11 protein-coding genes and 2 tRNA genes are annotated in these 12,507 nt (G+C 39.0%); 6 read left to right on the top strand and 7 right to left on the bottom strand.

What is annotated here, in order from left to right; all coding sequences use genetic code 11:
• Positions 1 to 141 precede the first annotated feature (141 nt).
• Positions 142 to 2,055, top strand: coding sequence for a M1 family aminopeptidase (locus Q763_RS03880; protein ID WP_035131421.1), 1,914 nt, complete (start codon positions 142 to 144; stop codon positions 2,053 to 2,055).
• A gap of 131 nt (positions 2,056 to 2,186) precedes the next feature.
• Here the strand turns inward: Q763_RS03880 and Q763_RS03875 are convergent, their stop codons facing one another.
• From Q763_RS03875 to Q763_RS03855, 5 genes are all read right to left on the bottom strand, one after another.
• The gene (locus tag Q763_RS03875; RefSeq protein WP_035131420.1) at positions 2,187 to 3,182 is read right to left on the bottom strand and encodes an aldo/keto reductase; all 996 of its coding nucleotides are present in this window, start codon (positions 3,180 to 3,182) and stop codon (positions 2,187 to 2,189) included.
• A 50-nt stretch (positions 3,183 to 3,232) separates the two neighbouring features.
• On the bottom strand, positions 3,233 to 4,438 hold the full coding sequence (locus Q763_RS03870; RefSeq protein ID WP_035131418.1) for an MFS transporter: 1,206 nt from the start codon (positions 4,436 to 4,438) through the stop codon (positions 3,233 to 3,235).
• A gap of 143 nt (positions 4,439 to 4,581) precedes the next feature.
• Entirely contained in the window at positions 4,582 to 5,535 is a 954-nt protein-coding gene (locus tag Q763_RS03865) for an aldo/keto reductase (RefSeq protein WP_035131416.1), read from the bottom strand.
• Between the two features lie 6 nt (positions 5,536 to 5,541).
• Complete coding sequence (locus tag Q763_RS03860; protein ID WP_035131414.1) at positions 5,542 to 6,585, bottom strand: Gfo/Idh/MocA family oxidoreductase; 1,044 nt, start codon at positions 6,583 to 6,585, stop codon at positions 5,542 to 5,544.
• Between the two features lie 54 nt (positions 6,586 to 6,639).
• Positions 6,640 to 7,716 carry an NADH:flavin oxidoreductase/NADH oxidase gene (locus tag Q763_RS03855; protein ID WP_035131412.1) on the bottom strand — a complete coding sequence of 359 codons (1,077 nt, stop codon included), beginning with the start codon at positions 7,714 to 7,716 and terminating at the stop codon, positions 6,640 to 6,642.
• Positions 7,717 to 7,936: 220 nt separating this feature from the next.
• Between Q763_RS03855 and rseP the strand changes: the two genes are divergently transcribed.
• The 3 genes from rseP to Q763_RS03840 all read left to right on the top strand — a co-directional run bounded on the left by rseP (position 7,937) and on the right by Q763_RS03840 (position 10,148).
• Positions 7,937 to 9,280 (top strand): RIP metalloprotease RseP, encoded by a 1,344-nt coding sequence (gene rseP / locus Q763_RS03850; protein ID WP_035131410.1) that lies wholly within the window; start codon positions 7,937 to 7,939, stop codon positions 9,278 to 9,280.
• A 162-nt stretch (positions 9,281 to 9,442) separates the two neighbouring features.
• A tRNA-Asn gene (locus Q763_RS03845) sits at positions 9,443 to 9,516 on the top strand.
• Between the two features lie 167 nt (positions 9,517 to 9,683).
• On the top strand, positions 9,684 to 10,148 hold the full coding sequence (locus Q763_RS03840) for a hypothetical protein (RefSeq protein WP_035131408.1): 465 nt from the start codon (positions 9,684 to 9,686) through the stop codon (positions 10,146 to 10,148).
• 55 nt (positions 10,149 to 10,203) lie between these two features.
• Here the strand turns inward: Q763_RS03840 and Q763_RS03835 are convergent, their stop codons facing one another.
• The gene (locus Q763_RS03835) at positions 10,204 to 10,785 is read right to left on the bottom strand and encodes a uracil-DNA glycosylase family protein (RefSeq protein ID WP_035131407.1); all 582 of its coding nucleotides are present in this window, start codon (positions 10,783 to 10,785) and stop codon (positions 10,204 to 10,206) included.
• 105 nt (positions 10,786 to 10,890) lie between these two features.
• Between Q763_RS03835 and Q763_RS03830 the strand changes: the two genes are divergently transcribed.
• Positions 10,891 to 10,962, top strand: a tRNA-Arg gene (locus Q763_RS03830).
• Between the two features lie 85 nt (positions 10,963 to 11,047).
• Positions 11,048 to 12,085 (top strand): hypothetical protein, encoded by a 1,038-nt coding sequence (locus Q763_RS03825; protein ID WP_035131405.1) that lies wholly within the window; start codon positions 11,048 to 11,050, stop codon positions 12,083 to 12,085.
• A gap of 12 nt (positions 12,086 to 12,097) precedes the next feature.
• On the opposite strand, the gene Q763_RS03820 is transcribed toward Q763_RS03825, so the two are convergent.
• On the bottom strand, positions 12,098 to 12,502 hold the full coding sequence (locus tag Q763_RS03820) for a hypothetical protein (RefSeq protein ID WP_035131403.1): 405 nt from the start codon (positions 12,500 to 12,502) through the stop codon (positions 12,098 to 12,100).
• Positions 12,503 to 12,507: the final 5 nt, after the last annotated feature.

Here is a 12,507-nt window from a genome sequence, read left to right as displayed (position 1 = left end):
TATGGTTTTTAATAAAGTGAGCAAATTTAATGAATTGTTTTAATTATTGCTTGTGCTTTACCAAAGTTTAAAAGTTTGCTTTTTTATTATTAACGCTTTAGAAAACAGCAATTTCTGTTTACTTTTGAAAAAATTGCCGTAATGAAACAAAATATACTTGCCCTTTTGTGTGCTTTTGCGCTTTATACAGCCTATGCGCAGGAGACTGATATACAAACACAGCAGATAGCCGAAGCCGAAATGAAATCGACCTTTCAGCTTAAGGATCTTACCACAAATCCCAACACTGCTAATTATGATATTACTTACCACATGTTGCAGTTTGAGGTAGATCCTGCCGAGTTTTATATTTCGGGGGTTGTTACTACAAATTATACCGCACTGGAAAATATGACCTCCATAACGTTTGACCTTACCAGTCAGTTAAACGTAACCTCGGTAACAAGCAGTGAAAATAACCTTATGTATACTCAAAACGGAAACGAACTGGTAATAACACTGGCACAACAGTTAAACGAGGGGGAAGAGGGTACGGTTACCGTAACCTATTCGGGAACGCCATCCACACAGGAACAGGCTTTTAACCTGGCTACACACAACGGTATTCCTGTTATGAGTACGCTTTCCGAGCCTTATGGAGCGAAAGATTGGTGGCCATGCAAGCAGGATTTAAATGATAAGATAGACAGTATTGATGTTTATATAACTTCACCACAGGAATACACCAGTGTCTCTAACGGGGTAGAGCAGTCACAGGAACTGGACGGCGAAGGCAATAAAACAACCCATTTTAAACATGAGTATCCTATTCCGGCTTACCTTATAGCCATAGCGGTTACCGAATATAGTGTGTATACACAACAGGCGGGTACAGCTCCTAATACGTTCCCGATAGTAAATTATATTTATCCTGAAAATTATGATGCTTCACTGGATCCACTGGCAGCAACCCTGCCTATAATGGATTTGTATGAAAGCCTTTTTGGGACTTATCCTTTTGCTAACGAAAAATACGGGCATGCCCAGTGTAACATTAACGGTGGGATGGAGCATACCACGGTTTCTTTTATGGGGAATTTTGACAGGAATCTTGTAGCACACGAACTGGGACATCAGTGGTTTGGTGATAAGGTAACCTGTGGTACATGGAGTGATATATGGCTTAACGAAGGTTTTGCAACCTACCTTTCGGGTTTGGTGATAGAAAACCTTGATGGTAATTATAATTTTATAAACTGGAAAGCCCAAAGGATTATCAGTATTACATCGGCACCCGATGGGACGGTTTACGTTCCGGAAGCAGAGCTGAATAGTGTAGGGCGTATTTTTAGCAGCAGGCTTAGTTATAATAAGGGCGCTATGGTAGTGCATATGCTTCGTTACATTATGGGTGATGAAGATTTTTATCAGGGACTGCGCAATTACCTTAACGATGAAAATCTGGCTTTTGGATATGCCACTACTCCCGATTTGCAGGCGCATCTTGAAGCGGTATCGGGAATGGATCTTACCGGATTTTTTAACGATTGGATATACAGTCAGGGATACCCTATTTATGATGTAACTACTCAGGATATAGGAGGCGGACAGGTACAAATTACCATTAATCAGGATCAAACCGGGTCTATGGTTGATTTCTTTGAAATGCCTGTAAAAATAAGATTGCTTAGTGCCGATGGTGAAACATTTGATGTAAAACTGAATCATACCTTTAGCGGACAACAGTTTGTGGTAGATGCTCCTTTTACAGTGGCAGGATTTGAGTTTGACCCGGAGAGAGATATCATTTGTTCTAATAGTGCCAGTCTTGCTACTTCTCAGTTTAAACTGTCTCAGGTAAAGCTGTTCCCTAATCCGGTTAAAGATGAGTTACAGGTTACACTGCCTCAAAATGCCATAGTGCAAAAAGCAGTGTTTTATAATGCTTTAGGGCAAAAGGAGTTTGAAACAGGACCGCAAACACAATGGAATGTGTCTCAGTTACCATCGGGTATTCATTTTATTAGCCTGATTACAAACGGGGGTAAAACAACCCTTAAATTCATAAAGGAATAAAAAGATGATACATAACTGTCATTCTGAACGTAACGTAGTGAAGTGAAGAATCTCTTACTGTTATAACCGGAGATTCTCTCAGTCGTCAAAATGACAAAGAGATAAAAAAAAGAGGCTCAAGGCCTCTTTTTTTATTTTATCAGTTCAAGCTTGTTAAGCTCAGTCGTAATAAAGTCTATTTCTTCTTTGGAAAGCTTTACGTTAATCGCTTTTGCATTTTGAACCGACTGTTCTGCATTCCTTGCTCCGGCAAGAGCAATGGTTATACCCGGCTGCTCTATGGTCCAGCGAAGTACCAGTTGGGATAATGTTGCATTTTTATCACTGGCTAACGGTCGAAGTTTGTCTAAAAATTCGGCGGTACGTTTTAGGTTTTCATCCTTGTAAAAGTATAGGTTGGCACGGTGGTCTCCTTCTTCAAACTTGTGTCCCGGCTGCATTTTTCCGGTTAGTAATCCACGTTCCAGCGGGCTGTAAGCAATTATGGATTTGCCCGACTCTATGGTGTAAGGAATAAGTTCCTTTTCAATATCACGTTTTACCATACTGTAGGGCACCTGGTCTGATATTATATTTACATATTTATCGGCTTCCTGTAGCTGTGCTGCGTTGTAGTTACATACTCCGGCATAACGTACTTTACCTTCTTTAATAAGCTGTGCTACGGCCTCCATACTTTCCTGAATAGGAGTAGTGCTGTCCGGCCAGTGTATTTGGTACAGGTCAATATAGTCGGTTTTTAATCGTCTAAGGCTGTCTTCACATTCCTTAATGATACTTTCTTTGCCGGCATATTTGTAGATGTCTATATCCTGACCCATATTGTTTTTGCTTTTCATAGCAAAATCGCCTTTTGCCAAATCCCAGCGCATACCGTATTTTGTAATGATCTCTACCTTATCACGCGAAATGGCCTGAATAGCTTCAGCAACAATCTCTTCGCTATCACCCTGTCCGTAAATTGGTGCAGTGTCTATAGAGGTTACACCTTCATTGTATGAAGCCTGAATAGCGTGTATGGCATCCTTACGTTCGGTGCCGCCCCACATCCATCCTCCGGCAGCCCATGCCCCAAAGGTTATTGCAGATAGTTTTAAATCAGAATTTCCTATTTTTCTGTATTCCATTTTAGCTGAATGTTTTTAGTTGTTATGTAAATGAGTAAACCGATAGTGCTTTATCGAATAAATAAATCACTTACCGATTTGATGCGGCTTACCATTATGGTAATGATAAATCCAAAGATACCAATTATGGCAAAAGATAATTTAAGTCCCCAGGCTTCGGCGATGTAACCGATAACCGGAGGCCCAAGCATAAAGCCTAAAAAGCTGATGCTTGAAACCATTGTAAGGGCTATACTTGGGGCAATGCCCTCAGTTCGTCCTGCCAGGCTATACACACTTGGTACTACTGTAGATACCCCAATACCCACAAGCATAAAAGCAAGTGCGGCTGTTACCACGTAGGGTAATAATACGGCACTGAATAACCCAAGGGATATAAGGCAACCGCTAACCTGTAATACTTTTTTACGCCCAAACTTTTGTACTACCCAGTCGCCCAAAAAGCGTCCGCTTGCCATCATGAGCATAAATGAGGTGTAACCCAGTACCACGAGTTTTTCGGGAGCTTTAACTACATCTTTAAAATATACGCCACTCCAGTCAAACATTATACCTTCGCTCAGCATACAGCAAAACCCTATGATACCCAGCCATAGCAGGGCAGGGTTTAGTTTAGGCAATCCTTTTTTCTTTTTCTCTTCGGTTGGTTTGTTTTTAACCCTTACCAGGTATTTATAGTTGGTCGCTATTACAACCAGCAGTATAGCCGAAACTATGGCAAAGTGCAGTAGCGGACTCAAATTCAAAGCTGTCATGCCAAGGCTTATAACCGCCCCTGTAAACCCGGCAATGCTCCATGCCCCGTGAAAGGACGACATAATGGCGCGTTTGTACAGGCTTTCGGCATAAATACCCTGAGTGTTTATAGAGATGTTGGTAAGGTTACTAAATACCCCAAAAAAGAAAAGTGCTAGTAGTAAATGATCACGCTGTGTAGCGAGCCCTAACGTAACAAGGCTTATAACATAAAGGCTAAGCCCTGCAACAGCGGTTTTATGACTGCCGTATTTTGTAGCCAGTGTCCCCGAAAAGGGCATGATAAACAACTGCCCGAAAGGGATGGCAAAGAGTACAGTACCCAAATCACCTTCGGAAAGGTTCAGCATACTTTTAATATCGGGAATACGGCTGGCCCATGTGGCAAAACACAATCCCATGGCAAAATAGTATAATGATACGGCCCACCTAACCCTGTTGAGGTAATAGGACTTTACATCACTGTAGTGCTTTTTGTATTGCAGTACACCTGTTGCCATAGTATTGCGATTTTACTTTAGGTTGTGAATGAATTGTATATAAAGGGAATAGTCTGCTTTTGTAACGGGCTTTTTTTACAGGTTAAAAGTAAAAACTTACTTTGGTTTTTAATTATACAATTTTATCATAATGTTGTGGCATATTAATGCCATGCACTTTCTTTAGTAAGGAAGTCCAATTGTTGCTGTGTTATAGCCAAATCAGGAGCTTTGGTAATGCTTTCTAACTGCTTTAGGCTTGTAGCACTAACAATAGGTGCGGTTACCGACGGGCGGTGTATAAGCCATGCCAGTGCAACGGTTGCCTGAGAGGTGTTTAGTTCGGCAGCAACCTTGTCCAGAGCGGTTAGTATTTTCTGGCCTCTTGCATCTAGGTATTTTGCTACTCCGCCACCACGCTGACTTTTACTCAAATCGGCCTCGCTGCGGTATTTTCCGGTAAGGAAACCACTGGCAAGCGAATAATAGTTTATTACACCCAGTTGGTGCTCAAGGCATACCTCTTCCAGACTTTCTTCAAAAACTTCACGTTCATAAAGGTTATAATGTGGCTGAAAGGTTACATAGGCTGGTAATTTCTGTTCAAAGGAAATACGCATGGAAGCCTGTAGCCTTTCGGTAGAAAGGTTTGATGCTCCAATAAAACGAACCTTACCTTCTTTTATAAGTTGGTCATAAGCCTCAAGAGTTTCCTCAATTGGAGTAGTAGGATCGTCCCAATGGGTTTGGTAGAGGTCTATATAATCTGTTTGCAGTCTTTTAAGGGAATCTTCGGCAGCTTTTATAATGTATTTTTTGGAAAGATCCTTTTTACCGCTTCCCATATCGCTGCCTACTTTTGTGGCAATGATAACTTTATCACGGTTGTTGTTCTTTTTAAGCCAGTTGCCTATTATGATTTCCGACTCTCCTCCCTGGTTTCCTTCTGCCCAGCGGGAATATACATCGGCAGTATCTATAAAGTTGAACCCCGATCCTACAAAGGCATCAAGTATCTCAAATGATGTTTTTTCATCTATAGTCCATCCAAACACGTTTCCTCCAAATGTTATGGGGTAAACCTGCAGATCAGACTTTCCTAATTGTCTTTTTTGCATTGTTATTTATTTTAGTTGGATTACTTTTTTCTCTTTGCTGCTTAGTAGGGCAGCATCAATAATTTTCATTACCTGCAGGGCTTCATCGGCAGTAACGGGTTCGGGTTTGCCTTCGGTAATCGAGTGATAGAGTGCATCAAACAGTCCGTAGTAATTCCCGGGGCGTGTAGGGATGTGCCCGCGAAATACTTCGCCGTTCTTTTCGGTATGGAGTATTCCTGCCTTTTCTTCGGGCTCTATGCCCCAGCCTTCCAGTGTTGGTTTTTGTCCTGTTCGTAATACATCTTCCTGTATGTCGCCACGGCTTTTTAAGAAAGAGCCTTTAGTACCGTGAACCGCGTAAGACGGAACGGCTTCCCTGAAAAAGAATCCGGCTCTGATCTTTACCCTTTTATCGGGATAGTACAGTAGGATGTCTATAAGGTCATCTACAAGCGAATTGTTTCGGGTTATTCGTATATCGGCAAAAACCGAATCAGGATAACCGAAAAGATGTACTGCCTGATCTATAATATGAGGACCAAGGTCTTTAAGTACACCGGCACCTGCATTTTGCGTTTCCTTATGGGTTTTAGGGCTAAGGCTAGGATTGTAACGGTCAAAACGGAATTCGGCTTCTACTATATCCCCCAGCAGGTTTTCGTCTACCACTTCCTTTACGGTTTTGAAATCACTGTCCCAGCGACGGTTTTGATATACGCAAAGTTTAAGTCCTTTTGCTTTTGCAAGATCACGAAGTGCTTTAGCTTCGGTAGCGTTTGTGGTAAATGCTTTTTCCACAAGAGCATGTTTACCGGCTTCCAGTACTTTTTTGGCGTACTCATAGTGTGTTTCCACTGGAGTGTTAACCACTACTAAGTCGACATCGTCCTGTAAAAGCTCTTCCAGGGAGGCATAGCTTTTTACGTTAGGGTAGTCCTGTTGTATTAGTTTTTTGCTGCGCTCCCATGATCCGGTGAGTTCAAAACGCGGATGCAGTTCCAAAAAAGGAGCATGGAATACCTTGCCCGACAAACCATAGGAGAGTAGGGCAGCCTTTAATTTTTGCATAATTAATAGATGTTGCGGTTTATGTTGAAAAGCACCTAGCCAGATAAATGCGGGTTAATCTTCCAGTTGTGCCCTTTCATATTGTTTAGGCCATATAATATCGGCCTTCAGTTCATGTGCAAAATTAAGACCTATGTTAGGGTCTCTAAGCGATTCTCTGGCAAAAAACACAAGGTCTGCCTGTTCCTTATACAGTACCTCTTCTGCCTGATGTGCATTGGTAATTAGTCCTACGGCTCCTGTGTGTATACCCGCCTCTTTTTTAATGCGTTCGGCTATCGGAACCTGATATCCCGGTGTCACTGGGATTTTTTGATGATGCACTGCCCCACCTGAAGAACAATCTACAACATCAACGCCTTTTTCCTTTAGTATTTTAGCCAGTTTGACTGATTCGTCTATGTCCCAACCACCCGGAGCCCAGTCGGCACCTGAAATTCTTACAAATAAAGGCAGATCGTTAGGCCATTCGGTTTTAACAGCTTCCAGTATTTCCAATAGCAGGCGTATACGATTTTCAAAGCTTCCTCCATACTCGTCGGTTCTGTTATTGCAAAGTGGCGAAAGGAACTGATGAATGAGGTAACCGTGTGCGGCGTGTATTTCGAGAACTTTATAGCAGGCCTCGTGTGCACGGCGTGTAGCATCCTTAAAATCCTGAATCACCTTTTGAATGTCTTCTCTTGTCATTTCCTTTGGCGGATGCGGATTGTTATCGTAATAAGGGATAGCACTAGGGGCAAGGGTTTGCCATCCGTTTTCGGCTTCGGTAAGCATGCGTCTTTCCTGCCATGGCGGGGAGGTGCTTGCTTTCCTTCCTGCGTGTGCCAGTTGTATTCCCGGTATGGCATTTTCGGTTAGGATGAATGATGTGATTTGTTTTAATTTTTCGATATGTTCGTCACTCCATATGCCTAAATCTTCGGGAGTAATGCGTCCTTCGGGCGAAACGGCTGTGGCTTCCTGTATTATAAGCCCTGCACCACCTATGGCACGGGCACCAAGGTGTACAAGATGCCAGTCGTTTGCAAAACCGTTATGGGCCGAATACTGGCACATGGGCGAAATTACAATTCGGTTTTTTAGTATAATACTTTTTATCTGTAGTAACGAAAACAGTTTTGAGGTCATAGTAATGCGGTTTTAAAATGAACAAAAAATGTGTTTTTTGTATTCATCCGGAGGTGTCGGATTTTATATTATCTGTAAAGTTACCTTACAAAAACCGAAGTTAAAACAGTATTTCGCATTATTAACAAACATTTAAATGGTTTATACAATAAAATTAAATGACGATACTAATCAGAAAACACTATTTTTGTGCGTTAACAGAGTTATCTAAAATAAACAAATGGAAGTAGTAATAAAACTCTCTCAGTTTTTATTGAGTTTATCGTTATTAATTGTATTGCATGAGCTAGGGCATTTTATCCCGGCTAAATTGTTTAAGACAAAAGTTGAAAAGTTCTATCTTTTCTTTGATATAAAATATTCGCTATTCAAAAAGAAAATAGGTGAAACCGTTTATGGTATAGGGTGGCTGCCATTAGGTGGTTATGTTAAAATTGCCGGTATGATAGATGAGAGCATGGACAAAGAGCAGATGGCCGAACCGCCAAAGCCGTGGGAGTTCCGCTCAAAGCCGGCATGGCAACGCCTTATCATTATGCTTGGTGGTGTAACGGTAAACTTTATTCTTGCCATTATTATATATATAGGTATGGCTTATGTGTATGGTGAAACTTATATTGCTAACAGCGAAGTTAAAGACGGTGTTGCTGTTGTAAATCCGGTTGCGGAAGATTTAGGTTTTAAAGACGGAGACAAAATACTTAAACTTGACGGGAAAGAGGTAGAGAAGTTTAATGACGTTGCTTATGACGTGCTTTTTGCCAAAACCGTTACTATTGAGAGAAACGGTACTGTTCAGAATATTAATTTACCGATAGATCTTATTGATAAACTGATGAACGGAGAGAAAGCTCCGTTAGTATCATTAAGGTACCCTTTTGTGGTAGCTAAGCTTGACGATACTTCGGTTAATAAGGATGTTTTAAAGAAAGGAGATGTTATTGTGTCTATTAACGGACAGGAAACAAAATATGCAGATGAGGTAATTGCTATTGCAGAAAATAATAAGGGAAAAACTTTTGATGCAGTTGTTTTTAGGGATGAAAAAGAGATACCTGTAAAAATAGGCTTTAATGATGAAGGTAAGCTTGGGGTTATGAGAAGTTCTTTAAGCCTTAGTAATCTTGAGAAGTTAGGATATTACAAAATAAGCCAGGAAAAGTATGGTTTTTTTGAATCTGTTCCTGCTGGTTTGAAAAGAAGCAAAGATGAGCTTAGTAAATACTTCACCCAGCTTAAGGCTATATTTACGCCAAGCACGGGGGCTTACAAGGGTGTGGGAGGATTTTATGCCATATTTGATATTTTTCCTAATACATGGAGCTGGGAAGCGTTTTGGAATATTACCGCATTGTTGTCAATTATGCTTGGTGTGATGAATTTATTGCCTATTCCGGCACTTGATGGTGGGCATGTAATGTTTTTATTATATGAAATGATTACAGGTCGTAAACCGGGTGATAAATTCATGGAATATGCCCAAATCACTGGATTTGTTATACTTATATCACTTGTTTTACTTGTAAACGGGAACGATATTTTTAAGCTGATAATGGGTAAGTAAAATTTTTCAAATTTTTTTCATGAATTTGTTTGCGAAAATTAAAAATGGTTATATATTTGCACCGCAATAAAGGCAACAATATTAGCAAACACAGGTTCTTAGAAAGATTAAGTAATAGCTGAAGAAATTGAAAATACAGCACTACTTTTAAAATATACAGTTTCCTCCTTAGCTCAGTTGGTTAGAGCATCTGACTGTTAATCAGAGGGTCCTTGGTTCGAGCCCAAGAGGGGGAGCTACAAAAGCCAGTCTTAATGACTGGCTTTTTTGTTTTATAGTGGTTTTGTTAGCTTTTATTAAAAATTATTATGGGTAATCAGAATAATATTAAATTTACTTAGCTAAAACCGCACAGATTTAATTTATCTGGTTTTGGCTAATTAAATAGTAAATTAATACGATTATGAAAAAACTCATTTTAATATTTTTAATTTCATTTAATTGTTTTTCCCAAGGTAGTTGTGTTTGGTTTCCTGCTAAATATGTTGAGGCTTTAAAGTCAGTAAGTGTTGCAGAAGAGGAATATTTAATGCCTATCGAGGCGATTGAGTTTAATAATAACGGTTTATTTATTAATTTTTTCAGAGGGGAAGTGAATCCTGTAACATATGAAAAAATTAAAATAGACGGTGTAACTAAGTTGGAGCTTCCCAATTTAAAAGGACATGTGAACTTAAAATATTATTCGAGTGATTATGCAGTACAAATAGCCAACACTAAGTTCTATATTATTATTGATGATAATGATTTAATTTTAGAAGTTATTTTAAACGGAAATATAGAGAGGATCTATTTTGTTAATCATATTAATGATTATGTTTTCAAAGACATTATTGAATCAAAACAATATTTTAAAAAGATAGAGTAGTTTGTAATAATTTTTGATTCTAAATAATCGGAAATAAATTAAAAAGGGACTTTAGTTAATCTCTACACTGCATAACCTTTCCTGTTATGACCTGTAACTGCGGTACAATTTCCTGTTCAAACCAGGGATTTTTCTTTTGCCATATTTTGTTTCTGGGCGAAGGATGTACCAATGGTAGGTAATGCGGTAAAAACTCGCTGTAAGCCTTTACGGTGTCAGTTAGGGTGGGTTTTAATTTGTTCCCTAAATAATATTTTTGAGCATATTGACCTATTAATAGTATAAGCTGCGGATTTGTTATGGTTTCCAATAGTTTTTGATGCCATAAAGGGGCACATTCGGGCCTTGGGGGTAAATCACCCGATTTTCCCCTGCCGGGATAGCAAAACCCCATAGGAATGAGCGCAAACAGCTCCGGATTGTAAAACTGTTCCTTAGTTACATTGAGCCATCTTCGCAATTCATTTCCGCTTTGATCGTCCCATGGTATGCCCGAGTTTTGAACTTTAAGCCCTGGTGCCTGCCCTATAATAATTATTTTAGAATCAGTATGAGCCTGCACAACCGGTTTTGGTGCAAAAGGCAGCTGTTCTTTACATTGTGTGCATTGTTGTATTTGGGATAAAAGCTCGTTCATTGTTGTTATAATCAGTATAAAGTTAAAAAAATAACTATTAGGGGCGTGGTATGAATTTGTTTGGCTGGCAACTAAAAACTTTCTATTTTTGCACCTCTAATATCAGGCCTCGTAGTTCAACGGATAGAATGGGAGTTTCCTAAACTTTTGATACAGGTTCGATTCCTGTCGAGGCTACAAAACCCGCTTATGTAAATAAGCGGGTTTTTTGTTTATATTGTGAGTAACATTTATATGTTTTTTAACTTAATAATAAACCGCTATGCACAAAACACTGTTATACCTATTCCTGTTTTTTACACTGTTATCCTGTAAGGAGGAAAAAGAGTTATCGTGCAAAGAGGAGAAAGGGTTTACAATAAAAAGTGATACTATTGAACTGAATATAAAAGGGAGATCTATATATCCATTAAAATATAAGGGTATTTATTATTCTACTTTTGTAGAAACTACAGACGAGCCAACACTTACGCCCAAGGGAACCTTTTGTGTTTTTAATAAAAAAGGGAAAATATTTAGTAAGGCTAAGCTCATTGGTTATGACTCATGGGACACCGGAATTTATGTTCAAAACGACAGTATAGTGTTTAAGGAAAACCCACTTATGCCAGATGCTGTTTCATATTATTGGGATAAGGGCGAAGAGGACTGGTTAAAAACCAAAGTTACAGATGACGGTGTTTTTGAGGATGATAACTTCCATGTGTATGCCTTGGATTATGGCGAGTGGGGTGCCGCAACCATATTTAAGGATAAAAAAACCGGAATTGAATACGACGCTAATATATTGCTTCCAAGAGTTTATAAGATTAACGGAGCCTACTATTTGGTGACTTATACACAGGTTGTAAAAGTGATCGACCCCCGTAAATTAAATAAAGTAAAAGAAGATTTTTATTATAACAAAATAAAAAAAGACGGACTTAAGGTATTTGACAATGGTGAGTTGGGAAGGTCATTGCAGGGAGTGGAAACTGTTTATAAATCAGGGGAAGAAGCTTATTATTATCGTGATTTTCCTGAAGAGTATATTGCTCATGCTTTTGTTTACAATGATGAACTTTTCCTGATAATAGTAAAAGGCAATACAATGTATATAGCAAGGATAAGTAATGGTGCTTTAGAAAAGGTTAATGAATTTAGTGAAGGGATTGTTATTGGTCATAATAATCCATACCGAAACGCTTATCTTAATGAAGAGGTAGGTTTTTATTTAAAGGAAGGTGAAAGTTTTAAAACAGGTTTACTGGAGATTAAATGCAATACAATCTATCTTCATTATATAAAAACGAAAGAATAGATATAGCAAATACTACCATTCTCTCCATTCTTCCGTGATGTCTTCATCACGGGTATTATAGCCTTTTAGATGTCCGGCTAAAATAATTATCTCTGCAATTTGTTCCCTCTCTTCGGTTTCAATAAGTTCTTCGCCACAGTTTGTGTTCAGTTCATTGATTTTTAATACAACATCTTTTACAATAGTCATACCTTCATCCTTATTCCCTGATTGTGATAAGTTGTTTAAAAAAGCATTGAGTAATGTAATACACTTATATACATCTTTCTTAGTATAGCCCCCTTCTCCCGATTCAATAAACGCTATCATTCCACTTTTCAGGCTTTCTAATAGCTTTTTGATTTCAGGATCGCTGTTAAGTGTATTGACTGTATTATTTTTATTGCTGCCAAAGCCGAATAGTTTACGTAGAATCATAAAAA

The organism is Flavobacterium beibuense F44-8, assembly GCF_000769915.1.
In the GTDB taxonomy this organism is placed as follows: domain Bacteria; phylum Bacteroidota; class Bacteroidia; order Flavobacteriales; family Flavobacteriaceae; genus Flavobacterium; species Flavobacterium beibuense.
This window is presented reverse-complemented; position numbering and strand designations above follow the sequence as displayed.